We start from the raw sequence: 25259 nt of genomic DNA on the forward strand, positions 1-25259 counted from the left end.
TTCTACAAAGATAGTGAAAGGAGAGTGCAGAGACAAATGAAAACCATGTTTTCAAGTTTGGCAATGCCGAGCCGCATCCTATCTTCTACAAAGATAGTGAAAGGAGAGTGCAGAGACAAATGAAAACCATGTTTTCAAATTTGGCTATGTCGAGCCGCATCCTATCTTCTACAAAGATAAGGAATCTTTTGCTTATTTCTCTCTTTCCTCGTGTGGGAGAAGGGATGGCAGAGCAGAGTGTGTAAATGTATTTTAAATGTTATTTGTTTTATTTTAGCAAAACAGAGTGAATGAATCTCTCGCTTTCGGTGTATTTTTGTCCTGCACACCAATCTGCTGAAAATAACATGAAAAAACATCTGCTCCTCATCCTGTTGGCTACGGTTTTCTTATTCTCGGCCGTGGCCGAATCGCCCAAACGAGAATTACGGGCTACGTGGCTGGCCTCGGTAAGCAATATCGACTGGCCCAAATCGACTCAGACGGCCGCACAGCAGCAGGCTGCACTGGTCGAGATACTCGACGGTATGCAGGCGGCCCGCATGAATGCCGTCTACATGCAGGTGCGTCCCATGTGCGATGCGCTGTATCAGTCGGCCTACGAGCCGTGGTCGCAATACCTCACCGGCACGCGAGGCAAGGATCCCGGCTACGACCCGCTGGCATTTGCTATCGACGAGGCACACAAGCGGGGCATGGAGCTGCATGCCTGGATCAATCCCTACCGCTACGAGAGCGTGAAGAACATGCACGGGGCCGATGACCCCATCCGCAAGAATCACCCCGAGTGGTTGCTCGAGTATTCGTCGAGCTATATCCTCGACCCGGGCAATCCCGAAGTGACCGCCTATCTGGTCGATGTCATCGAGGATATTATCACCCACTACAACGTCGACGGCGTTATCTTCGACGACTATTTCTATCCCTACGAGGGAACCACCAACCAGGATGCCTATTCGCAGAGCCTCTACAAACCGGCCGGCAAGGATGTGGGCGACTGGCGTCGCGAGAATGTAAACACCTTGATGGCCGACATATACAGTATGATTCAGGCGACGAAGCCTACCGTGAAATTCGGTATTGGGCCCTTCGGTATCTGGGGCGGTCCGCAGAGCGTGGCCAACGCCTACGGCATCGACTACCTGAACACGAGCGGCGGCACGAGCGCCTATTCGCAACTCTATTGCGACGGGGTGGCCTGGCTGAAGGCCAAGAGCATCGACTACATCTCGCCGCAATGCTACTGGCCCAGCTTCAACACCCGGGCCTGGGGCTACAAGACGCTGGTGCCCTGGTGGGCCGGAGTGGCCGAGGTGATGGGGCGCCACTTCTACTCGAGCATGCGCATCTCGACCATGCCACAGAGCGCTCCGCAACGCCGCAGCATCCTGCAACGGCTTCGCATCACCGAGAGCGAATACGACAACCTCTCGATGGTCGAGCGTTCGGTAGCCGCTACGGCTGCTCAGGGGACCGAAGAGTGCGGTTTCGAGGTGGACATGAACCGGTCGACCGACCTGCTGGGGGCTCCGGGCCATGTCTTCTTCAACACGACCCAGTTCTTCAGCTATGGTCTGGCCGACTATCTGGCCGAGGAGAAGTTTACCCAACCCGCCCTGACCCCGCTCATGTCGTGGAAGACACCCCAAACGCTCCCCCGGATTACCGATATAACCCTCTCGGGCAACACCCTTTCGTGGCAGGCACCCGGGGCCGACGAGACCATACGATATGCTCTCTATTATGTGCCTAGCCGGGTGGTCAACAGTCCTGCCACGTATGAAAAGTCGACCTATCTGCAGCAGATTACCTGGGAGACGAGTGCCGACGTGTCGTCGTGCACGCAGTCGGGCTACTACTTTGTGGTGACGGCTATCGATGCCGCCGGCAACGAGTCGGAGCCCTATGTGAAGACCCCTTCGGGCATACAGACCGGCCGGGCCGAATCGCTGGCCGTGTATGGGGCGCAAGGTGTCGTGTGCGTATCGGCTCCCGAGGCGACGACCGTGCAGGTCTATGCCGTTACCGGGCAACTGGTGCGCGAGGCCGAGGTCGAGCGGGGCACAACCGAGATTACCCTTCCTGCCGGGCTCTACATAGTCAATGGCTACAAAGTAGTCGTTCGGTAGTTGCTTTTAGTTTTTTATGAAGATGGAGCTTCTCTCGTTTTTGGGGAGAAGCTCCTTTTTTTGTGTGAGGGTGGGGTGAACCCTACGAGCCGATGCGGCGTTTTTAGAAGAAAAAAACGGAAACGATGAATAAAGCGTACGAGATAGCCGACCGGCTCATGGCCTGGGTGTCGGATTTGTTGCAGCGGTTCACCGGCGAGCCTTCGCCGGTGTGGGACCAGATTGTGTACAGCCTGCTGGTCTTTGTCATTGCGATTGTGGTGGGCCGCATTCTGCGGGCCATCGTGATTTACGGGATTCACCTCGTGGCCCGCTATCGGGGCGGCAGTTTGATGAAGGGGCTGGTCAAGGCGCACCTCTTTACCCGACTGACGCACATCATTCCGCCGTTGGTCATCCTGTCGCTGTTGCCGTTTGCCTTTCACGGCACGCCGGCCTTCCTGAAACTTATCGAGAAACTCTGCTGGATTTATGTGTTGGGGGTGATTGTCTTCTCCCTCAATACGCAACTGTCGGTCTTTTGGGAAATCTATTCGAGCCGTACGGCCCTGCGCAACCGTCCCATGAAGGGGATGATTCAGATTATCCGGGGGCTGTTGGCCGGTTTCTGGGTAATCGTGTCGGTCTCGATTCTCATCGAGCGGTCGCCCATGGCGCTCATTACGGGACTGGGTGCTTTTGCCGCGGTGCTGATGCTGGTGTTCAAAGACAGTATTCTGGGCTTTGTGGCCGGGGTACAACTCTCGCAAAACGACATGATTCGCAACGGCGACTGGATTGTGGTGCCGGGCGGCAGTGTGAACGGCATCGTCATCGACGTGTCGCTCGACACAGTGAAGGTGCAGAACTTCGACAACACAATCGTGACCTTGCCGCCCTATTCGCTGGTGTCGGGCGAGGTGCAGAACTGGCGGGGCATGACCGATGCGGGAGGACGGCGCATCATGCGCTCGTTGACCATCGACATCAGCACGGTGAAATTCTGTACGCCCGAGTTTCTGGAAAAGATAAAGGAAGAGGTGGTGATTTTGCGCGATTTCATCGAGAAAAAGGAGGCTCAGCAGCAGCGGGGCATCGTCGAGAATACCCAGAACAGCGAGGGGCTGGTAAACGGAACCATCGAGACCAACCTGGGTCTCTTCCGGGCCTACATGACCCTCTATCTGCAACAGCACAAGTTCATCGGCAGCCAGATGCTCCTGATGGTGCGGGCCCTCGACCCGACCGACAACGGCCTGCCGTTGCAGCTCTATTGCTTCTCGACCAACACCGATTGGGCCAGCTACGAGTCGATTCAATCGGAGATTTTCGAGCACTACATGGCCATCATGCCTACCTTCGGGCTCTATCCTTTCCAGAATCCCTCGAGCCGCGACTACATCAATGCCGCCTTGATTACGGCCGGGCATCACCCCGACGAGATGTGGGGAATACCTTTTGGTACGATGCGTGCGGCCGGTTCGACGGCGGCTAAACCGGATCGGTCTGCAGCACCTCCTCAAGCACCGCAACCGCCGATTCCACCGAAGTAATATCCTTGATGGCCAGCGAACGGCGACCCTTTATCTCGCGCAGTTTGCATTGGCGCGGGTTCTTTTGCAGGTAGGCCAGTATGCGGCCGAAAGCGGCCGACTGGTAGTAGGCCACGTGTTCGTCGGAGACAAAGTAGAGGTACATCTGCCCCTGTTTCAGCCCCACCTTTTCGATACCCAACTGCTTGGCGAGCCGCCGCAGACGCACGATGCGTATCAGCTCCATGGCTTCGTGGGGGATGCGGCCGAAGCGGTCTTCGAGCCGTTCGCAGAACTGGCGGATGTCGGTCTCGCGTTCCATGTTGTCGAGCTCCTGGTAGAGCGAGATGCGCTCCGACTCCTGCGGCACGTAGTCGGCCGGGAAGAGTACCTCGAGGTCCGACTCGATGGTACACTCCGAGACAAACTCCTCGGGTTTCGCGTCGGAGTCGGCACCGTAGTAGAGGTCGCTGAACTCGTCGTTTTTCAACTCGTCGACCGCCTCTTTCAGAATCTTTTGATAGGTTTCATATCCCAAATCGGCGATGAAACCGCTCTGTTCGGCCCCCAGCAGGTTGCCGGCCCCCCGGATGTCGAGGTCTTGCATGGCGATGTGTATGCCGCTGCCCAGCTCCGAGAAGCTCTCGATGGCCTGCAACCGGCGGCGGGCATCGACCGAGAAGGTGTGGCGGGGCGGGGTGAGCAGGTAGCAGAAGGCCTTGCGGTTGCTGCGGCCCACACGGCCTCGGAGCTGGTGCAGCTCGCTCAACCCGAAGTTCTGGGCATCGTTGATGATGATGGTGTTGGTGTTGGGCATGTCGATGCCCGACTCAATGATGGTGGTGGCCAGCAGCACGTCGTAGTCGTAGTTGACAAAGTCGATGATGGCCTGCTCCAGTTTCTCGGGTGGCATCTGTCCGTGGCCGATGACCACGCGGGCATCGGGTACCAGGCGGTGTATGGTGTTCTCGAGTTCGTAGAGTTGCGGGATGCGGTTGTTGACGAAGAACACCTGTCCGCCGCGGCTCATTTCGAAGTTGATGGCCTCCTTGATAATATCGTCGTTGAAGGCGTGTACCTCGGTCTGTATGGGGTAGCGGTTGGCCGGCGGGGTGGTGATGACCGAGAGGTCGCGCGCCCCCATGAGCGAGAACTGCAGGGTGCGGGGGATAGGGGTGGCCGACATGGTGAGGGTGTCGACGTTGACCTTCATCTGTTTGAGTTTCTCCTTGACGGCTACGCCGAACTTCTGTTCCTCGTCGATGATGAGCAGCCCCAGGTCGTTGAATTTCACATCTTTTCCGATGAGCTTGTGGGTGCCGATGATGATGTCGATTTTGCGGTCGACCAGGTCTTTGAGTATCGCTTTCACCTCCGATGCCTTGCGGGCCCGGCTCAGATACTCTACCCGCACGGGGAACTCCTTGAGCCGCTCCTTAAACGTCTGGTAGTGCTGGAAGGCCAGCACGGTGGTGGGTACGAGTACCGCCACCTGCTTGTTGTCGCAGGTGGCCTTGAAGGCGGCCCGTATGGCAATCTCGGTTTTGCCGAATCCCACATCGCCGCAGATGAGCCGGTCCATGGGCCGTTCGCGCTCCATGTCGGCCTTGACCTCGGCGGTCGACTTTATCTGGTCGGGGGTATCTTCGTAGATAAACGAGGCCTCGAGTTCCTGTTGCAGGAACGAGTCGGGCGAAAAGGCGAAGCCCTTCTCCTGCTTGCGGGCGGCATAGAGCTTGATGAGGTCGCGGGCAATCTCTTTCATCTTGCCCTTGGTCTTCTCCTTCATGCGCTCCCAGGCGCCGCTGCCCAGCTTGTTGACGCGGGGCGTCTCTCCCTCTTTCCCCCGATATTTGGCCAGCTTGTGCAGGGCGTGAATGCTCACGAAGATGATGTCGTCGTTCTGGTAGGTGAGCTTGATAACCTCCTGCATCTTGCCGTTGATTTCGGTGCGGATGAGTCCGCCGAAGCGGCCGATTCCGTGGTCGACGTGCACGATGTAGTCGCCTACCTCTATCTGGTTGAGCTCCTTGAGCGAGAGGGCCAGTTTGCCCGAGCGGGCATGTTCGCTCTTGAGGGTATACTTGTGGAAGCGGTCGAATATCTGGTGGTCGGTGAAGCAGCACATCTTCAGATCGTTGTCGACGAACCCCTCGTGCAGCGTCTTCAGCACGGGGGTGAAGGTAATCGATTCGCCCCGCTCCTCGAAGATGGCCTGGAGCCGTTCGATCTGTTTTTCGCTGTCGCTGAGGATGTAGATGGTGTACTTTTTCTCGATGAATTGGGAGAACGACTGGCTCACCAGGTCGAAATTCTTGTGGTAGACCCCTTGCGGTGCGCAGTCGAACCGCATGACGGCGGGAGTCTTCGCCTCGCTCGAGGTACCGTAGTCGATGCGGCGGAACGACAGCGCCTTTTGGCGGAAGGCCGCAGGGTCGATAATCTTCTTCATGGCGTCGCGGTCGCCCTCCTCGGCAATGAGGGTCTGCTCCGAGAGCGACTCCGAGGCGACGGCCTCTATCCGGTCGAGTGCCCACGAGAGGTTGTGGCATACGAGAATGGCGTTTTTGTCGATGAAATCGAGCATCGAGATGCCTGAAGCCTCCTTCCCGCAGACATTCGAGACGATGTAGACCTCGTCGAGCCGTTCGGTCGAGAGTTGCGTCTCGACCTCGAAGGTGCGGATGCTCTCTACCTCTTTCCCGAAGAAATCGATACGGTAGGGCAACTCGTTGGTAAACGAAAAGACATCGAGTATACTGCCCCGCACAGCAAACTGCCCCGGCTCATACACATAGTCGACCTCGCTGAATCCCAGCTCGCGCAGCTTGTCGGCCAGAGCCACGATGTCGTACTTGCTCTTTTTGTCGATGTGGAGCGTCTGGTCCGACAGCGTATCGACCGGCACCACCTTCTCGGCAAGAGCCTCGGGATAGGTGATTACCAGCAGGGAGTCGCCTTTCTGGTTCAGCCGGTTGAGCACCTCGGTCCGCAGGATTTCGGAGGGAGGGTCGGGCTGTCCGTACTTGATGTCGCGCTTGTAGCCCGAGGGGAAGAGCAGGATGCGGTCGCTGCCGTTGATCTGCACCAGGTCGTTGTAGAGGTAGCCGGCTTCGTCGAGGTCGTTGGCGATGATGAGGTGCGGCTTCTTGTTCTCCAGCAAGTTGGAGAAGAGCAGAGCCGGGGCCGAGCCTTCGAGTCCCTGAATGAAGATGTTTTTTCTCTTGGAGTCCTTGACCAGCGATAAAAACGCATCACGCCTCGCCGACGTATTGAAGCGTGCAGAAAAACTTTGAATGTCCATGTTTATCGTTTACTAAACCGGGAAACAAAGTTACACAATTATTCGTCGTTACGAGGCGTATCGCGCTGTTATTTTGGGGTCAATGGGCCTCGAGCCAGTTGTGGCCGGTACCATAGTCGGCAACCAGCGGTACCTGCAAGGGGTAGGCGTTCTCCATCTCGTGGCGTACGATTTCCTGCACCCGTTCGAGTTCGTCGGTCGGGACGTTGAAGTTGAGTTCGTCGTGCACCTGCAGAATCATGCGGCTCTTCAGCCCCTCCTCTTCGAATCGCCGGGCGATGCGAATCATGGCAATCTTGATGATGTCGGCGGCACTGCCCTGGATGGGGGCGTTGATGGCGTTTCGTTCGGCATATCCCCGCACCACGCTGTTGTGCGAATGGATGTCGGGGAGCATGCGCTTGCGGCCGCAGATGGTCTCGACGTAACCCTTTTCGCGGGCCACCTCGATGCTCTTGTTCATGTACTCCTTGATTTGCGGGTAGCTCTCGAAATAGCCGTCGATTAGCTCTTTGGCCTCGCTGCGGGGGATGTTGAGCCGTTCGGCCAGCCCGAATACCGAGATGCCGTAGATGATGCCGAAGTTGGCCGTCTTGGCCTTCCGGCGCATGTCGGCCGTGACTTCACCGATAGGTACCTTGTAGATTTTGGCAGCCGTGGCGGCGTGGATGTCCGACCCCTCGCGGAAGGCCCCGATCATGTGCGGGTCGCCGCTCAGGTGGGCCATGATGCGCAGCTCTATCTGGGAGTAGTCGGCCGAGAAGAAGAGGCATCCCGGGTCGGGCACGAAGGCGCGGCGAATCTCGCGTCCCTCGTTGTCGCGTATGGGGATGTTCTGCAGGTTGGGGTTGCTCGAACTGAGGCGCCCGGTGGCGGTGACCGTCTGGTTGAACGAGGTGTGAATCTTCCCCGTCTTGGGATTGATGAGCTCGGGCAGGGCGTTGATATAGGTGCTCAGCAGCTTGCGGATGCCGCGCTGGTCGAGAATCTTGCCCACGATGGGATGCCGCGAACGCAGTTTCTCCAGTATCTCTTCGGTGGTGGAGTATTGTCCGGTCTTGGTCTTCTTGGCCTTCTCGTCGATTTTGAGCCGTTCGAAAAGAATCTCGCCCACCTGTCGGGCCGAACTCACGTTGAAGGTGGTACCGGCCAGCTGGTAAATCTCCTGTTCGAGTTCGCCCAGGCGGCGGGTGAGCAGGTCGGACGAGCTTTTCAGTTCGGCCGTGTCTACATTGACACCGGCAATCTCCATGTCGGCGAGCACTCGGGTGAGGGGCATCTCCATCTCGTAGAAGAGCTTCTCCATCTTATCTTTGGCCAGCTCCTTTTCGAGTCGGTTTTTCAGTTGCAGGGTCACGTCGGCATCCTCGGCGGCATAGGGGTAGACCTGCTCGACGGGTACCTGACGCATGGAGAGCTGCTTTTTCCCCTTCGGGCCGATGAGTTCTTCGATTTCCACCGTCTTGTAACCCAGATAGATGCTGGCCAGATAGTCCATGTTGTGGTACTGTTCGGGTTGCAGCAGGTAGTGGGCCACCATGGTGTCGAAGAGGTTGCCTTTGACCTCGACCCCGTAGTTGTGCAGCACGATGTAGTCGTATTTGATATTCTGCCCGATCTTGAGCGAGGCCGGGTTTTCGAGGGCCGACTTGAAGATGCGCACCGTTTCGCGGGCCTTCTCCTGGTCGTCGGGCACGGGTACGTAGTAGGCTTCGTGCTCCTTGAGGGCAAACGAGAGTCCTACCAGTTCGACGCTCATGGGGTCGACTCCGGTTGTCTCGGTGTCGAAGGCAAAGGCCGGGGCGCAGGCCAGCAGGGCGGCAAGGTCCCACATCTTTTCGGCGGTATCGACGAGGTGGTAGGTGTGGGGTACGGTGTGGATGTCGGCCAGCTTCGACTCGGCCGGCTTTTCGTCGGCAGCCTCTTCGGCAGGTTGCGGAGCCTGGTCGAAGAGCGAGCGCTGCGGGGCCGGTTTGGGCGCGGCGGCCGTGGCCGCTTTGTTGCCCAGCACCCGTTCGGTGAGGGTGCGGAACTCCAGCTCTTCGAAGATGGGGCGTAGTTTCTCGCCGTTGACCGGTTCGCGGCGCAGGGCCACTTCGTCGAAGGTCAAGGGTACATCGGTGCGGATGGTGGCCAGGAATCGGGAGAATTCGATCTGCTCGCGGTTGGTCTCGATTTTGGTCTTGAGGGCACCTTTCAGCCGGTCGGTGTGGGCCAGCAGGTTTTCGATGCCGCCAAAGTCGGCGATGAGTTTCACGGCGGTCTTCTCGCCTACGCCGGGGCAACCCGGTATGTTGTCGGAGCTGTCGCCCATGAGGCCCAGAATGTCGATGACCTGCTCGGGCGAGTCGATGCCGTATTTGGCCTTTATCTCGTCGGGGCCCAGTATCTCGAAGTCGCCGCCGAACTTGGGGCGATACATGAAGATGTGGGGCGATACCAGTTGTCCGTAGTCCTTGTCGGGGGTCATCATGTAGGTATCGAAACCCTCCTTCTCGGCCAGTTTGGCCAGAGTGCCTATCACGTCGTCGGCCTCGAAGCGGGGCACCTCGATGATGGGGATGTTGTAGGCCTCGATAATCTGCTTGATGATGGGCACCGAGTAGCGTATCACCTCGGGTGTCTCCTCACGCTGGGCCTTGTATTGCTCGTAGGCCTCGTGACGGAAGGTGGGACCCTGGGGGTCGAACCCCACGGCGATGTGCGAAGGATTCTCTTTCTTGAGCAACTCTTCGAGTGTATTGACAAACCCCAGAATGGCCGAAGTGTTTACACCTTTGGAGTTGATTCGGGGGTTCTTGATGAATGCGTAGTAAGAGCGGTAGATGAGCGCGTAGGCGTCTAACAGAAATAGTCTTTTCTCTTGCATGTCGGATATGCGGTTTGTAGATAAGAATTAAAAAAGCGTCATTGCAATGCGGTAAAATTACGATAAAAATACGGATTCTTTTGTTTTATTACTATTTTTGCAGCAGAATAAATTGATATGGATAAACTTTTGGTCATACGGCAACCTATAACCGACGAGCTCGACTTACTGAATAAGACCCTTACCGAGACACTGCACACGAACAGTCCCTTGATGAACGAGGTAATCAACACCTATCTCGAGAGTAAAGGCAAGCAGATAAGGCCTATTCTGGTATTGTTGTGCGCAAAACTGTTCGGCCCGGTACCACGCGAAGCAATCGATGCCGCCGCCTCGCTGGAGTTGTTGCACAACGCCAGCCTGATACACGACGATGTGGTAGACGAGTCGCAGAAACGCCGGGGGCTGCCTACGATCAACCATCTGTACGACAACCGCATTGCGGTGCTGACGGGCGACTATTTCGTGTCGTGTGCCCTGGCCTGTTCGGTGCGGACCAACCAGATGGCCATCATTGCCAGTTTGGGTGTGTTGGGTCGCGAGCTGGCTCGCGGGGAGATAGACCAGCTCTCCAATGCCCGGGAACATCGCCTTGACGAGGATGCCTATTTCGAGGTAATTCGCCGCAAGACGGCATCGCTCTTCTATGCCTGCATGCAGGTGGGCGCCTTGGCGGCCGGAGCCTGCGAAGCCGATGTAGAGCGGTTGGGGCAGTTTGGCGAAAAGCTGGGTCTCTGTTTCCAGATTAAAGACGACATATTCGACTATTTCGAAGACAAGGTGATAGGCAAACCCACCGGCAACGACCTGCGCGAAGGGAAGCTCACCCTGCCGCTCATCCATGCCATTACACAGGGTAAGGGCGAGGAGAACGAACGGATGCGGGCCTTGTTGAACGAGGAGCATCTCTCGGCCGAGAGTGTGCACACGCTCATCGAGTATGCCAAACGCGAGGGTGGTATCGACTATGCCTACGAGACCATGAAGCGGATACGCAACGAGGCCGTGGCTCTGCTCGAGGGATTCCCCCCTTCGGAGACGGTCGATGCGCTCATCTCCATACTCGACTATACGATCGAGCGCGAAAAGTAAGAAGACAGTTTTCTTTCCAGGAGACCAGAGAGATACGACAACGGGACTGCTCACGAGGGCAGTCCCGTTGGCCGTTTATGGGGTGAATGCAGGTATCAATATTTGAAGCTGCTGCCGCCGAGGAACTCGCGCAGAAGCGAGGTGGGCGGTATCTCGCGCTGGTTGATCGACTGGAAGTAGCCCAGGAAGTGGAGCAGACGGTGAGCCTCGGCATATTCGCGGCAGTTGTGCGGCACGGCGCTGAGAATGGGCTGTGCATAATCTTTCATCACGGCCAGCTCGAAGAGGAGCGACGAGTTGAACATGGCGTCGGCATTCTCCTGGTAGGGGAAAATCCACTTCTCTTCGCCTCGGCGCACGCTACCCCAGCGGGCTATGGTGCTTTGGGCCGAGGCACCGCGGTATTTGAAGTCGCGGATGATGCGGCGCAGCAGCCGGTTGTCGGCCGTGGGTATCCAGTTGTGGTCGTCGATTGAGATGGTGGTGAGGGCCGAGACGTAGATGCGGTACTTCAGGTGCGGCTCGATTTGAGGCGTCAGGTCGGGATTCAGCCCGTGGATGCCTTCGAGAATGAGCACGGCCCCCTCGTTGAGCTTCAGGGTGTTGCCTCGGTACTCGCGGCTGCCGGTCTCGAAATTGTAGGTAGGCATCGGTACCGTCTCGCCTTGCAACAGCCGGTTGAGGTCTTTGTTGAAGAGGTCGAGGTCGAGGGCATAGAGCGACTCATAGTCGTAGTCGCCCGTCTCGTCGCGGGGCGTATCCTCGCGGTTGACAAAGTAGTTGTCGAGCGAGATGGCCACCGGCTTGAGCAGGTTGGTCATCAACTGTATCGAGAGCCGTTTGGAGAAGGTGGTCTTACCCGATGACGAGGGCCCCGAGATGAGCACGATGCGGGTGCCCTCCTCGTGGTATCGGCGGGTGATGTCGTCGGCAATCTTGCTGATTTTCTTCTCGTGCAGCGCCTCGGCCACCTTGATGAGGTCGGTCGCCTGGCGGTTCTCGACCACTTGGTTCAGGTCGCCGATGTTGCTCAACCCCACGATGTGGTTGAAGGTGAGGTACTCCTTAAAGGCGTTCAACATCTTCTCCTGCGGTTCGATAGGAGCCGGCGTGGTGGGGTCGTCGGGGGTAGGAGGCACGAGCAGCACCCCGCCGTTGTACTTGATCAAGTCGAAACCCTGCAGGTAGCCTGTCGAGGGGGTGAGCCAGCTGTAATACGAGTCGGCCAGTCCGTCGAGGGTATGGTATTGGGTGTAGAGCTGGCGGGTCGACTGCAGCAGTTCCACCTTGTCGAGCATGCCTTGTGCCCGGAATACCTCGATGGCATCGGCCGTGTGGCACTCGATTTTCTCGAAAGGAATGTCGGCTGCGATAATCTGGGCCATGCGCTCCTTGATGCGGGCGATAGTTTCGGGTTTCAGTGCCTCGGGGTTGTCGAGCAGACAGTAGTACCCGTGCGAAAGGGAGTGCTCGATGCGCAGTCGTGTGCCGGGCACGATGTCGCGGATGGCCTTGTACATGACAAAGCAGAGCGAGCGCACGTAGGTGCGCATGCCCGAGGGGTGGGTAATGTCGAGAAACTCTATGTCCTTGGGGCCGTATACCCGGTATCTCAACTCTTCGGTCTTGTTGTTGACATAGGCACATACCGGACGATGAGCCAGTTGCGGTTTGGCCATTTCGTAAATTTCGAGCAGCGATTCACCGCCTTCTACGCGAATGGTCTTTCCGGTGTTTACACAAAAAACGTCAAATTTTTCTCTTTCCATCGTAGTTTTCAGCTCAGGGTAGAGCCTTCTTTAATTCGTTAATAAAAGTAAAACAACAATCTTTCCTCTGGGCAACTATTTTTATTTGTATAAATTTGCAAACGAATGCTTTTTCCAGATGCAAGATTGAGTGTTAAATATACCACAAAGAGGATAATAAAACAACTTATTTAAGAAACTTTTATGGAGTACACATTTCTGGACTTCTTGACCTTAATCGGGTCGGTAGGCTTGTTCCTGTATGGCATGAAGGTCATGAGTGAGGGGTTACAGAAGGTGGCGGGCGACAGGCTGCGCAATATCCTGGCTGTAATGACGAAGAATCGGTTTTCAGGAATGTTTACCGGTATATTGATAACAGCATTGATACAGAGCTCGTCGGCCTCGACGGTGATGGTGGTGAGTTTCGTCAATGCGGGTCTGATGACTCTGGGGCAGTCGATGGCCGTCATCATGGGTGCCAATGTGGGAACCACCGTTACGGCCTGGATTATCTCTATCTTCGGGTTCAAAGTCAACATCACGCTGTTTGCCTTGCCTCTGATTGGTATAGGCACTCCGCTGCTCTTCTCGGGCAGCAGCACCCGCAAGTCGTGGGGCGAGTTTCTCATCGGCTTCTCGTTCCTCTTCATGGGTCTCGATTACCTGAACCACTCGGTCCCCGACCTGAAAAGCAATCCCGAGATATTCGAGTTCCTCACCTCGTATACCCAGATGGGTTTCCTCTCTATCCTGATATTCTGTGCCGTGGGCGCTATTGTGACGATGATTGTGCAGGCCTCGAGTGCCACGCTGGCCATCTCGCTCATCATGTGCAGCAAGGGATGGATTACTTTCGACATCGCCGCCGCCCTGATTCTGGGCAGTAACATAGGTACCACCATTACTCCGCTGCTGGCTTCGATCAGTGCCAACGTGTCGGCCAAGCGGGCCGCCATGGGGCACCTGCTCTTCAACGTGCTGGGGTCGGTTTGGACGTTGATTCTCTATTATCCCTTCATCCGCTTCATCGTGTGGATATGCACCTCGCTGGGGGTAGGCAATCCCAACGACCTGATGGCTTTCGTCTCGGCCAACGAGCAGACCAACCCTTCGCTCATCAATGCCCTCAACAACGGAGGCACTCTGAATACGCCCGACTTTGAACAGCAAAAGGCCCATTTCGAGGCCATGCAGTTCTCGGTATCGTTCGGCCTGTCGATGTTCCACACGGTCTTCAATGTCATCAACGTAACCATCATGATCTGGTTTACAGGGCTCTACGAGAAGATTGTCACCCACCTGGTGCGGGTGAAAGACAAGAACGAGGAGGAGTTCCAGCTGAAATTCATTTCGCGTGGTATGCTCTCGGCCTCGGAGTTGAATTTGCCCCAGGCCCATCAGGAGATTGCCGTCTATGCCGAGCGGGTGCAACGCATGTTTGGCATGGTGAAAGACCTCTTGCACGAGAAGGAGGGGAGCGAGGCCTATATGAAACTCTATAACCGCATCGAAAAGTACGAGCAGATTTGCGACCGCATGGAGCTCGAGATTGCCGGGTTCCTGAATCTGGTAGTGGGTGGCCGGTTGAGCTTCGAAGGCAAGATGCGGGTAAACGGCATGCTCAGTATCGTGACTGAAATCGAGAGCATAGGCGACTGCTGCTACAACCTGGCCCGCACGCTGCAGCGCAAGCAAGACTCGCACATCGTCTTCAACGACGAGATTGTGAGCAACATCGACGCCATGTTCCGCCTCAACTCCGAGGCGTTGTCGAATATGGTGGCGCTCCTGTCGAGCAACGAACCTCCCATGAGCGAGATTATGATTTCGTACAACAAGGAGTGCGAAATCAACAACTTCCGCAATCAATTGCGTAAATCGAACATCGAGAATATCAACAACATGCATTACGAATATCAGGCCGGTATCTATTACATGGATATGATTTCGGAGTGCGAGCGGCTGGGCGACTATGTCATCAACGTAGTCGATGCCATCAAGCAGCAGGAGGTACGCCACGCCTGACCCGGTTTGTGATAGCCGTATAGCACAGAGCCCGCGGAAAACATCCGCGGGCTCTGTGTGTAATTGGGGAGCAGCAGCGAGGTCACGCCTCGTGTCGTAAATCTTCGATCAGTTCGGCCACGCCCTCCGAAGCCCCCTTCTGGATGACGTGTACGGGGCGGTTTATCGGTACCCGCACCTCTTTGGGGTCGATGAGGTAGATGGGTACCTGCGGGCGTACATAGGCCAGCAGCCCGGCAGCGGGGTAGACGTTGAGCGAGGTACCTATCACCACAAATATGTCGGCCTCTTCGGTGATGCGGATGGCCGGCTCGATCATGGGCACCGCCTCGCCGAACCACACGATGTGCGGCCGCAGCCGGTCGCCGTGCGAGTCGGTGGCATCGGGGGCCAGTTCGTACTGGTCGGGGGTGAGTTCGTAGACCCGGCTTTCGTCCTTGACCGACCGCACCTTGGTCAACTCGCCGTGCAGGTGGAGTACATGCGTGCTGCCGGCCCGCTCGTGCAGGTTGTCGACATTCTGGGTGATGATGGTCACGTCGTACTCTTTCTCGAGCTCGGCCAGCCCCTTGTGGCCCGCGTTGGGCTCGACGGTCAACAGCTCTTTGCGCCGTTTGTTGTAGAATCCCTGTACCAGGGCGGGATTACGTTCCCAGCCCTCGGGGGTAGCCACATCTTCTACGGGATAGCGGTCCCACAGGCCGCCGCTGTCGCGGAAGGTAGAGAGCCCGCTCTCTACACTCATGCCCGCTCCGGTGAGAACAACCAGTTTCTTTTTCATTGTTGTGATATTTTAGGTTTGTACATGAATCTTTTCCCAATACAACTCCATGACAGTATGGAGAGGAGAACCGTCGTAACCAGTACGACAGTAAAAGCCACTCCTGGCCCATAGTCGCATACTCCCAAGTGAACTGCCAGTTGAATGACCGGGAAATGGAATAGGTACATATCGTACGATACATTATCTATCCGGCTGAAAAAATGCCCCCATTTCCCTACCATGGAGAAGAAAAGCACTAATGACGCTACTATTATGGGGCCTATTGTGAATGAATAGAAAGGTATATATTCTCGTAAGCCAACTAATATGAACGCTATGAAAAATATATGCCATCGATATTTCATGAATTTGTCGAAATAGAAATAGATGAGGACTCCAGAGTAAAAAAACATCAATTGTCCTAATATCTGTCGAGATAAGATGTTATATATTTCTTGTCCGGTAGACTGAAAGAGAAATAGAAAAGTTAAACGGTATGCAATCGATAACAAGTAAATAGAAATAAAAACAAAGGTCTTATTCCATTTGAAACGTGTATAGCACCAAAAAACTATTGGAACAGATAGATATAATAGCCATTCGGTCTTCATCGTCCATAACGAACCGTTTACGGCTTGAGTCACATTTCCCGAGAAAACTCCGGGTAAACAGGGTTCGATAAAATTTAAAAAGGAGAGGTTGGCAAGAGTGTACTTTAGCCATTGACTCGATTGAAAATAATCGAGAATAGATCGGTCGGATATGGTGACTAAGCCTATGGAACAGAGTAGTACAATAAAAAAATAGGGAGGAAGAATTCTTCTGGCTCGTCGCTCCAAATATATTTTTACACTCCTTTTTTTTAGAAAACTTCCAAATACAAGGAATCCGCTGAGGGCAAAAAATCCACCTACTCCGGTAAAACTGTTTGTGGGCCAGGGTATTTCGAATCCGGTTAAGTAATTAAAATGGGCAATGAGAACCGATAATGCAAGATAGTATCTCACAAGATCCATGTTGTTACGTCGGGTTATAAGCAGAGGTTTGTTCTCTTGCATGACGGAAGTGAATAATAAAGTAAAAATAGAATAAAATAACGGATTAGACAAGAATTGTTCTCAAAATCTTTCTGTTGGTTTGAAAGGGAAACTTAATCAAAGAGTGAGGCATAGCAGAAGAGAGTTTTGTAGAAATCTTATAATAGTTATCAGATAAGTCTTGGTAAACTATTGAATGGTTGTATTCGGGGCCAAATTATATTTTTTTTTAAGGAGATTTTATCGAATTAAGCATAAAAGCCCTATCTTCGCCACGCAAATATTGTATTTATGTTTGCTTAACTGTACAATAGAATAGAAAATGGACAAACTGAGTTATGCTTTGGGTCTCAGCATGGGGCACAATTTCTTGGGTTCGGGTATTAAATCTCTGAATGTCGAGGACTTTGCCAAAGGCGTAGAGGCCGTATATAAGCACGAGAAGCCCGAGATTAGTTTCGAAGAGGCCAAACAGATTATCAACGAGTATTTCACCAACCTGCAAAACGAGATTGCCGAGGAGAACCGGCGGGCCGGCGAGGCTTTCCTGGCCGAGAATGCCAAGCGTCCCGAGGTAGTGGTTTTGCCCAGCGGTCTGCAATACGAGGTACTCGCCGAGGGTACAGGCCGCAAACCCAAGGCTACCGACAAGGTGCAGTGTCACTATCACGGTACGCTGATTGACGGACAGGTATTCGACAGTTCGGTACAACGGGGCACTCCCGCCGTCTTCGGGGTCAACCAGGTAATACCCGGTTGGGTAGAGGCTCTGCAACTGATGCCCGAGGGCTCGCGCTGGAAACTCTACATACCCTCCGATTTGGCATATGGCGAACAGGGCGCAGGGGGCAGCATCCCGGCCAACGCTACGCTCATCTTCGAAGTGGAACTGATAAAAGTATTGTAATTTATTTACCTCATAAACAATGAAAAAAAGTATTTTATTCTTTGTGGCACTTGCCGGTCTTACGGCAATGTCGTCTTGCGGAAACAAAGCCGCTGTGAAACTCGAAAACGCTGCCGATAGTGCCAGCTATGCGCTGGGTGTTTCGAATGGTGCCCGTCTGGGCGAGGCCATGAAATCGGGTATGTACGACCAACTGAAAGGTATCGATACCGGCGACTTCATGAAAGGCTTTGCCGCTGCCATGAAATCGGACTCGACTCAACGCTCTTATGAAATGGGTTTGAGCCAGGGTCTCTATGTGAAAGAGATGTTGAAAAACATCAAGCAAGGCACGGGCCTCGAAATCGATGTGCCTACCTTTATTCAGGCTTACGAAAAGGCTTTGGCTGGCGATACCACGCTGTTGATTTCGGACATGGAGGCCAATGGCGTTCTCGACGCTATCTTCAGAGCTGCTGCCGAGGCTAAGGAAAAAGAGGAACTCGCTCGTTTGGCCGAGTCTCCCGAAGCTAAAGAAAACCTGGCTAAAGGTGAAGCCTTCCTGGCCGAGAAAGCCAAAGAAGAGGGTGTAGTAAAGACCGAATCGGGTCTGCTCTACAAAGTAGTTAAAGCCGGTCAAGGCGAAACGCTTCAAGCCAACCAACGTGCCAAAGTATCGTACAAAGGTACATTGATCGACGGTACTCAATTCGATGCCAATGCCAGCGCTACCTTCTCGCCTGCCGGTGTAGTGAAAGGTTTCGGCGAAGGTCTGCAACTGATGCAAAAGGGTGGCAAATACATCCTCTATATCCCCGCCGAACTGGGCTACGGTGTACGTGGTGCCGGCGACAAGATCCCGACCAACTCGGTTCTCGTATTCGAGGTTGAGGTTCTGGATATTCTGAAATAAGAGGATAACCTCCCGTGAGGGGAAGTGGGTTGCCACAAGGTGCCTCGACCCTTGCGATTGAACCAGACGATTGTATTTTCATAAATAGAGAGAAAGAGCTCGGTATCGCACCGAACTCTTTCTTTTTTTGTAGATCCCCTCGTTGTGAGTTTTGAGATTCAATTAGTCTTTTTGTAGCTCAGGATAGCCCACGAAACCATCGCGGCTCCGATGGTGAGCAGACCCGCCGCATCGGTCCAGACATCGGCCAGCGAGCTGCCTTTGATGTAGATGCCGCGCATGGCATCGGCATAGTAGCGCATGGGATTCAGGTAGGTGATGGCCTGAGCCCACCCGGGCATCGAGGCGATGGGGGTGAAGATGCCGCTCACCAGCATGAATACCATCATGAAGAACCAGGTGACAAACATGGCCTGCTGGGCATTGTCGCTGTAGTTGGAGATGAGCAGCCCCATGCCGGCCGTCACCAGAATGTTGCCGGCCGTGAAGAAGTACATCAACCCCACCGACCCGGCACACGTGTAGCCGAATACCCAGCGGGCAATCAGCAGGCAGGCCGTGAGCACGAAGAAGGCCACCAGCCAGTAGGGTATGAGTTTGCAGAGGATGAAGGCTCCCCGGTTTACGGGGGTGACGTTGATCTGCTCGATGGTGCCCCGCTCTTTTTCGCTCACGATATTGAGGGCCGGAAAGAAGCCCGTGAGCATGGTGATGGCGATGACGATGAGGGCCGGCACCATGAACTTCTTGTAGTCGAGATAGGTGTTGAAGTAGTATTTCGACGACACGTCGAGCTGCGGACCGGCTGCTGCCGTAGTGGGTTGGGTCGGTGCATTCTCGGCGTAGTAGCGTTGGATGCACGAGGTGAGGTAACCGGCCCCGATGCTCCCCTTCGTGCCGTTGATGGTATTGACCTTTACCCCCACGGGCAGCGCCTCGCCCCGCTCCAGACAGCGGTCGAAGTCCGATTCGATGGTCAGGATGGCGTCGGCTTTGTTCCGGTCCATCAGCTGCATGGCCCGGGCCGGGTCGTCGCACACCTCCACCAGGTTGAAGTAGCCCGATGCGGTACAGCTCTCTACCAGTTTCGACGAGGCGACCGACCGGTTGCTGTCGACCACCACCAGGTCGATGTTGCGTATCTCCATGCTCACGGCAAAGGGAAATACCAGCATCATCAGCACCGGGAAGGCGATGGCCATCTTGGGCAGACCGGGATCCCTGAAAAACTGCTTGAACTCTTTCTCCAGCAAATAAAGTAGAACCATAGAACGACCTCCCGATTATAATCTTCGTTTAAATAGCCTTACACTCACGACCAGCAGAAACAGCGTCATCACCAGCAGGATGATGAACTCGGGGTAGATGTAGCTGAAACCCACCCCCTCGATCATTACCTTCTTGACCATGATGATGTACCACTTGGCCGGGATAATATCCGAAACGTATTGCAAAATCACGGGCATGCTCTCGCAGGGGAAGATGATGCCCGAGAAGATCATCGTGGGCATCGTGAGTCCCATGCCCGAGATGAGCAGCGCCGTCTTTTGGGTGGCCGAAACCACCGAGATGAGCAGCCCGATGCCCAGCGATGCGAGAATGAAGAGCACCGACACCACCGCTAGCAGGAACAGGCTGCCCCGCAACGGTACGCCCAGCACGAAGCGGGCGAGCAGCAGGATGGTGACCAGATTGATGAGCGACAGCGCCAGGTAGGGGATAGCCTTGCTGACGATGACTCCCACGGGGCGGATGGGCGAGACGAGCAGCAACTCCAGGGTGCCGCTCTCTTTCTCGCGCACGATCGAGATGGCGGTCATCATTGAGCAGACCAGCATGAGGATAAGCCCCATGACACCCGGCACGAAGTTGTAGGACGACCGCACGGCGGGGTTGTACATGTATTGCACGTGCGGGAACGAGGCCGTTTGCGTGCCCTCTGACGCACTCAACTCGCTTTGCACGGTAGACAATACCCCGTTCACGTAATTGACAATCATTTGGGCCGTATTGGGGTCGGACCCGTCGCCGAGTACCCGTATGGATGCCTTGTCGTAGTGGCGCAGCCGCTCGTCGAAGTTGCGTTCGAAACAGACGGCCACGTCCGACTTCCCGGCCCGGAACCGCTCGGCCACCTCGGCTACCGACCCCAGTACGGCCGTGACGTGCAGATAAGGGTTCTGGTCGATGCGTGCCACCGTCTGCCTCACCGACGGGTCGGCCAGGTCGCCCACCACGTCGACCCGGGCATCGTGCACCTCGGTACTGACGGCAAAGCCGAAGAGGATAATCTGCACGATGGGCATCACCAGCACGATGAGGATGGTGCGCCGGTCGCGGAATATGTGGCGGAACTCTTTCTTGATGAACGACAAAAACTCTTTCATAGCCTTACTCTCTTTTGGCTTGGTAGGCCAGTTTACGGAATACCGCGTCCATATCGGCCGCCTGATGGCGTTGCTTCAGGGCTGCGGGGGTGTCGAGGTCGGCAATGACACCGTCGACCATAATCGACACCCGGTCGCAATACTCGGCCTCGTCCATGTAGTGGGTGGTGACGAATATCGTCGTGCCCGCCTCGGCCGTCTCGCAGATGAGGTCCCAGAAGAGCCGCCGGGTCTCGGGGTCGACACCGCCGGTAGGCTCGTCGAGAAAGACGATGGCCGGTTCGTGGATGAGGGCGATGCTGAAGGCCAGCTTCTGCTTCCACCCCAGCGGCAGGTCGCCCACCAGTTCGTCTCTCAGGTCGGTCATGTTCAGGTAGCGCAGCATCTCGTCGCTCTTTTGCCGGATGCGCTTGCCGCTCAAGCCGTAAATGCCGCCGAAGAGGCGGATGTTTTCCCACACCTTCAGGTCGGCATAGAGCGAAAACTTCTGGCTCATGTAGCCGATGTGACGCTTGATTTTCTCCTGTTCGCGGCACAGGTCGTACCCGTTGACCGTGCCGCCGCCCGAGGTGGGGAGGCTCAGGCCGCACAGAATCTTCATGGCGGTGGTCTTGCCGGCTCCGTTGGCCCCGAGGAATCCGAAGATTTCGCCTCGGTGCACCCTGAAGCTGATGTGGTCGACCGCCGTGAAGTTGCCGAACTTCTTGGTCAACTGCTCTACGATGATGATGTCGGTATTTTCGTTCACGCCTTTTGCCTTTCTTTTTTTGCCAGTTCCATGAAACAATCTTCGATGTTGGGCTCGATTTCGTGTACCGTTGCGTCGCTGAATCCCGCTGCCCGAATCTGGGTCTGCAGCTCGTCGGGGGCAATGGTGCCGGGTGCGACGGCCACGTGGTGCTCCGACCCGAACGAGAAGCACCGCAGCAGGTCGTTTCGTCGCCGCAGATACTTCAGCAGCGGATAGGCCGGGTGGCCCGACACGCCGAAGAGCCGGTGCGGATATTGGGCCACGATGGCCGCCGGGGTGCCGGTCTCGATGATGTGCCCCTGCTGGATGAGCGATATGCGGTCGCAGAGCGACGCCTCGTCCATGTAGGGGGTCGATACCAGTATGGTGACGCCGGCCTCGCGGATGCGATAGAGCATGTTCCAGAACTCTTTGCGGCTCACGGCATCGACGCCGGTGGTGGGCTCGTCGAGAAAGAGTACCGTGGGGCGGTGCACCAGGGCGCAGCAGAGGGCCAGCTTCTGTTTCATGCCGCCCGACAGTTTCCCGGCCCGCCGGTCGCGGAAGGGTTCGATCTGGGAGTAAATCTCCCGGATGTTTTCGTAGTTGTCGGCTACGGTGGTGCCGAACATGGTGGCGAAGAAGTCGAGGTTTTCGGCCACCGTCAGGTCCTGGTACAGCGAGAACCGTCCCGGCATGTAGCCGATGCGCCGCCTGATGGCCATGAAATCCTTCACCACGTCGAGCCCCTCGACGCGGGCGTGGCCGCTGTCGGGAAGGAGCAGCGTCACCAGTATGCGGAAGAGTGTGGTCTTGCCGGCTCCGTCGGGGCCGATAAGGCCGTAAATCTCGCCCGCCCGTATGTCGAGCGAGACACGCTCCAACGCCTGGCAGGTCCCGTACCGCTTGCTCACCTCGTCTACTTCAATGGCTCCCATGGCTGCATCTCTCTATTTGAAACGGACGTACGCATACATGCCCAGTTTGAGGAAGCCGTCGTTCTCGAGGGACACCTTGGCGGCATAGACCAGATCGGCCCGCTCGTCCTGGGTCTGGATATTCTTGGGGGTAAACTCGGCCTCGTCGGCAATCCATACCAACCGGCCTTCGTACTGGCGGGGCTTGTCGGTACCGTCTTCGATGGTCACCTGCACGGTGTCGCCCAGCTTCACCTCGGCCAGTTGGGCCGTGGTGAGGTAGGCCCGCACGTAGACCTGCTTCAGGTCGGCCATCTTGAAGAGCGATTTCCCCGACGTCACCAGTTCGCCCGCTTCGGCAAACTTGGTCAGCACCGTGCCGTCGATAGGGGCCACGATGCGGCATTTGTTCAACTGGTCCTCCTTCTCGGCAATCTGCACGTCGTAGAGGGCCAACTCTTCGCGAATGCCCGTGTTGTTGCGCTCGTAGGTCTGTTTCTTGGCCGCCATCTCGCGCCGGGTCACGGCAATCTGCGAGGCGAGGTCGTCGACCTGTTTCTGGGTAGCGGCATCCCTGGCCTCGAGAGCCTGGTACCGCTTGTAGTCGGCCTGCAGTTTCTCGAGCTGGGCCTGTTGCGAGGCCAGTTGCCGGTCGATGTCTACCAGTTTGGTCTGGGTGTTCGACCGCTTGCGCACGAGCTCCTGCTTCTGCAGGTAGGTCTGTACCGAGTCGATGACACCCACGGTCTGTCCGGCCGTGAGCCGGTCGCCTTCGGTCAGTTGCAGGGATACGATGCGGCCGTTGGCCTCGGCCGAAACCAGCACCTCGGTCGCCTCTATCTGACCGCAGGCGTCGAAGTCGCGCGAGTGGTCGGCACAACTGCCGAGGGTGAGAAGTGCCGTTGCCAGGGCTGTGTATAAAATCTTCTCTTTCATGGTCTCTTGAGTTTATGTTCTGTATCGGTTTACTGTCCCAGAGTGGTCTTCAGGTCGCAGATGGCCATGATGAGCTGCACCTGGTGGAGCGATTCGGCCACCCGGGCGTTGAACTCCTCGTCAATCATGTCCATCAGGTCGGTGAGCATGATGACCCCCTGCTTGTACTGCTCCTCGCCGGCTTGGCGAATATCCTCGCGCAGTCTGATGATTTCGCTGTCTTGCTCGAGCACCTGCCGGGCTTTGCGCACCTCATTCAGGCGGTCGGTCACATCGAGCATCGTGTTGAAGACAAAGGTCTCCTGCTCGCGCTCGATGCGCTCTTTCTGTGCGGCTATCTTACGGATGTCGTTCTTGCGCGAATAGAGGGCTCCCAGATTCCACTGCATCTTTACCCCCACGGTGTAGTAGGGTTCGAACTCGTTTTTCAGGATGTTCAATCCCGGGCGTCCGATACCCCCCTGCAACGACAGGTTGAACTTGGGGTAGAGGTTGGTCTGCAAATCCTGACGCTGTACCCGGGTCTGCTCCAGCTGTGCCTTGTAGAGTTGCAGTTCGGGCCGCGCCAGGGTAGTGGTGTCGATTTGCAGGTCGACCGGCGGCTCTACGAACTGTGCTTGCGACAGGTCCTCGCCGGTGAGCCGCCCGAGCATGTCGACGTAGGCCTGGCGGTCGGAGTTCAGCGACGAGATGGTCTGCTTGTAGTTGAGTATGTTCACATCGACGATGCTCAAGTCCGACTTGTACGACACGCCGTGCTCGATGCCCGCCAGCACCGACTCGCGGTTGCGGTAGAGGCTCTTGATGGCAATCTCGTTTTGAGCAATCTGCTTGTCGATAAGCAGGATGCCCAGGAAGATATTCTCCACCTTCTGCCTGATGCTGTACAACGATACCTCTACCTGTTGGCTCTGTATCTGGGCATCGGCGCTCACCAGCCGCTTTTTGCTGGCCGTCGTGCCGCCGTCCCAGAGGGTCTGGCTCACCTCGCCCACCAGCGAATATTGGTCGTGAGGCAGGTTGAACTTGAACTCGGGTATCTCGAACGGCATCTCGACCACCTTTGACTGATATTGGGCTTTGCCGCTGATGGTGAGTTGCGGCAGCCAGCTCTGGCTGGCGGTGGACAAATCGTATTTCTCGGCTTCACGGATGAGGCCGAGCTCCTGTATCTGCGGGTAGTTGTTGCGGGCCTTTTCCACACAATCGCTCAGGGTCACTTGAGCGGCGGCCGCACTGGCGATACCGGCCCACAGGATAAGAAAAACCCATCTTTTCATCATATCTCTCTCGTTAAAATGCTCCTTGTTTTTGATTCCTTCTTTCCCGGTTCTCGGTCGGGCTCACATCGGCCGTACAGCCGGTGGTAGAGCAGGGCGATAATCTCGTCGTGCCGCCTCTTCAGGGCCTGGTCTATCTGGTCACGCGGCATTCCCACCGCCTGTTCCATCACCGGTACCGACATGTAGGTCGAGAAGCTCAGCGAAATGAGGTCGAGAAACAGTTGTTCGAAGGTGATGGGGTTGCACCGGCCGGCCCGCACCTCGTTGTCGAGCAGGACCTTGTGATGGCCGGCAAGTCCCGAAATGAGGCTTATGGTGCTTTCGCGGTAACGGTTCAGCAGTTCGGGGTTGTGCCGGGCTACGTCGTACAGGAAACTGACCAGTTGGCGATGCTGGTCGAGGAATTCGAGCAGACGGATTACGCCACCTTTCAGGTTGGGCCAAAATGCAATAGTTTCGGCCGACATGGCATTGCGTACCGAGGTAAACAGTTCGTGCAGGTTTTTGTCGAGAACCTTGAAGAAAATCTGTTCCTTGGTTTGGAAATAGTAGTGCAGCATGGCGTGTGTTACACCGGCCCGGCGGGCTATCTCGGTCGTAGTGGCCAGCAGGTATCCTTTCTCGAGAAACAACTCTTCGGCAGCCGCCATGACGGCCCCCTCGGTATTCTTTCTTTTGGTGTTGGGTTTGGCTTGTGACATAGGTCATGTTTTATTTAACAGCGCT

Annotated in this window: 18 protein-coding genes; 6 read left to right on the forward strand and 12 right to left on the reverse strand. The window is 55.9% G+C overall.

Translation table 11 applies throughout. The features are described from left to right. Nucleotides 1–347: 347 nt before the first annotated feature. Nucleotides 348–2129: a family 10 glycosylhydrolase gene (locus Q1K76_RS10365; RefSeq protein WP_300133143.1), complete on the forward strand. Its 1782-nt coding sequence runs from the start codon at nt 348–350 to the stop codon at nt 2127–2129. A gap of 125 nt (nt 2130–2254) precedes the next feature. Next, nucleotides 2255–3661 carry a mechanosensitive ion channel domain-containing protein gene (locus Q1K76_RS10370; protein ID WP_300133146.1) on the forward strand — a complete coding sequence of 469 codons (1407 nt, stop codon included), beginning with the start codon at nt 2255–2257 and terminating at the stop codon, nt 3659–3661. Here Q1K76_RS10370 and mfd read toward each other — a convergent pair. Beyond that, on the reverse strand, nt 3600–6944 hold the full coding sequence (gene mfd, locus Q1K76_RS10375) for a transcription-repair coupling factor (RefSeq protein ID WP_300133148.1): 3345 nt from the start codon (nt 6942–6944) through the stop codon (nt 3600–3602). The genes Q1K76_RS10370 and mfd overlap by 62 nt on opposite strands. Nucleotides 6945–7023: 79 nt before the next feature. Beyond that, nucleotides 7024–9813: a DNA polymerase I gene (polA, locus tag Q1K76_RS10380; protein ID WP_300133150.1), complete on the reverse strand. Its 2790-nt coding sequence runs from the start codon at nt 9811–9813 to the stop codon at nt 7024–7026. 117 nt (nt 9814–9930) lie between these two features. On the opposite strand from polA, the gene Q1K76_RS10385 reads away from it, so the two are divergent. Continuing rightward, nucleotides 9931–10905, forward strand: coding sequence for a polyprenyl synthetase family protein (locus Q1K76_RS10385; RefSeq protein WP_087407854.1), 975 nt, complete (start codon nt 9931–9933; stop codon nt 10903–10905). Nucleotides 10906–11000: 95 nt separating this feature from the next. On the opposite strand, the gene Q1K76_RS10390 is transcribed toward Q1K76_RS10385, so the two are convergent. Further along, nucleotides 11001–12674, reverse strand: a complete 1674-nt coding sequence (locus Q1K76_RS10390) for a nucleoside kinase (protein WP_300133154.1) — start codon at nt 12672–12674, stop codon at nt 11001–11003. A gap of 183 nt (nt 12675–12857) precedes the next feature. Between Q1K76_RS10390 and Q1K76_RS10395 the strand changes: the two genes are divergently transcribed. Then, the gene (locus tag Q1K76_RS10395; RefSeq protein WP_300133157.1) at nt 12858–14681 is read left to right on the forward strand and encodes a Na/Pi cotransporter family protein; all 1824 of its coding nucleotides are present in this window, start codon (nt 12858–12860) and stop codon (nt 14679–14681) included. 82 nt (nt 14682–14763) lie between these two features. On the opposite strand, the gene Q1K76_RS10400 is transcribed toward Q1K76_RS10395, so the two are convergent. Beyond that, complete coding sequence (locus Q1K76_RS10400) at nt 14764–15462, reverse strand: NAD-dependent deacylase (protein WP_087407851.1); 699 nt, start codon at nt 15460–15462, stop codon at nt 14764–14766. Beyond that, on the reverse strand, nt 15459–16502 hold the full coding sequence (locus tag Q1K76_RS11905; RefSeq protein ID WP_366944498.1) for an acyltransferase: 1044 nt from the start codon (nt 16500–16502) through the stop codon (nt 15459–15461). The genes Q1K76_RS10400 and Q1K76_RS11905 overlap by 4 nt, the downstream gene beginning before the upstream one ends. A 301-nt stretch (nt 16503–16803) precedes the next feature. Here Q1K76_RS11905 and Q1K76_RS10405 point away from each other — a divergent pair, with 301 nt between their 5' ends. Next, complete coding sequence (locus Q1K76_RS10405; protein ID WP_087407850.1) at nt 16804–17388, forward strand: FKBP-type peptidyl-prolyl cis-trans isomerase; 585 nt, start codon at nt 16804–16806, stop codon at nt 17386–17388. 94 nt (nt 17389–17482) lie between these two features. Beyond that, complete coding sequence (locus tag Q1K76_RS10410; RefSeq protein WP_158096831.1) at nt 17483–18280, forward strand: FKBP-type peptidyl-prolyl cis-trans isomerase N-terminal domain-containing protein; 798 nt, start codon at nt 17483–17485, stop codon at nt 18278–18280. A 158-nt stretch (nt 18281–18438) separates the two neighbouring features. Here the strand turns inward: Q1K76_RS10410 and Q1K76_RS10415 are convergent, their stop codons facing one another. From Q1K76_RS10415 to Q1K76_RS10445, 7 genes are read right to left on the reverse strand one after another with little or no spacing between them, the layout of a single operon-like run. Continuing rightward, complete coding sequence (locus Q1K76_RS10415; RefSeq protein ID WP_258327604.1) at nt 18439–19548, reverse strand: ABC transporter permease; 1110 nt, start codon at nt 19546–19548, stop codon at nt 18439–18441. Nucleotides 19549–19563: 15 nt separating this feature from the next. Then, the gene (locus Q1K76_RS10420; RefSeq protein ID WP_300133163.1) at nt 19564–20667 is read right to left on the reverse strand and encodes an ABC transporter permease; all 1104 of its coding nucleotides are present in this window, start codon (nt 20665–20667) and stop codon (nt 19564–19566) included. Nucleotides 20668–20671: 4 nt separating this feature from the next. Further along, nucleotides 20672–21415 carry an ABC transporter ATP-binding protein gene (locus tag Q1K76_RS10425; RefSeq protein WP_087407846.1) on the reverse strand — a complete coding sequence of 248 codons (744 nt, stop codon included), beginning with the start codon at nt 21413–21415 and terminating at the stop codon, nt 20672–20674. Continuing rightward, entirely contained in the window at nt 21412–22335 is a 924-nt protein-coding gene (locus Q1K76_RS10430) for an ABC transporter ATP-binding protein (protein WP_300133166.1), read from the reverse strand. The genes Q1K76_RS10425 and Q1K76_RS10430 overlap by 4 nt, the downstream gene beginning before the upstream one ends. 12 nt (nt 22336–22347) lie before the next feature. Next, nucleotides 22348–23250, reverse strand: a complete 903-nt coding sequence (locus tag Q1K76_RS10435) for an HlyD family efflux transporter periplasmic adaptor subunit (protein WP_300133168.1) — start codon at nt 23248–23250, stop codon at nt 22348–22350. 29 nt (nt 23251–23279) lie between these two features. Next, nucleotides 23280–24533, reverse strand: coding sequence for a TolC family protein (locus Q1K76_RS10440; RefSeq protein WP_258327608.1), 1254 nt, complete (start codon nt 24531–24533; stop codon nt 23280–23282). Continuing rightward, nucleotides 24530–25234, reverse strand: a complete 705-nt coding sequence (locus Q1K76_RS10445) for a TetR/AcrR family transcriptional regulator (protein ID WP_300133171.1) — start codon at nt 25232–25234, stop codon at nt 24530–24532. The genes Q1K76_RS10440 and Q1K76_RS10445 overlap by 4 nt, the downstream gene beginning before the upstream one ends. Nucleotides 25235–25259 lie beyond the last annotated feature (25 nt).

It is taken from the genome of uncultured Barnesiella sp., from assembly GCF_946496565.1.
GTDB classification, from domain to species: domain Bacteria; phylum Bacteroidota; class Bacteroidia; order Bacteroidales; family Barnesiellaceae; genus Barnesiella; species Barnesiella merdigallinarum.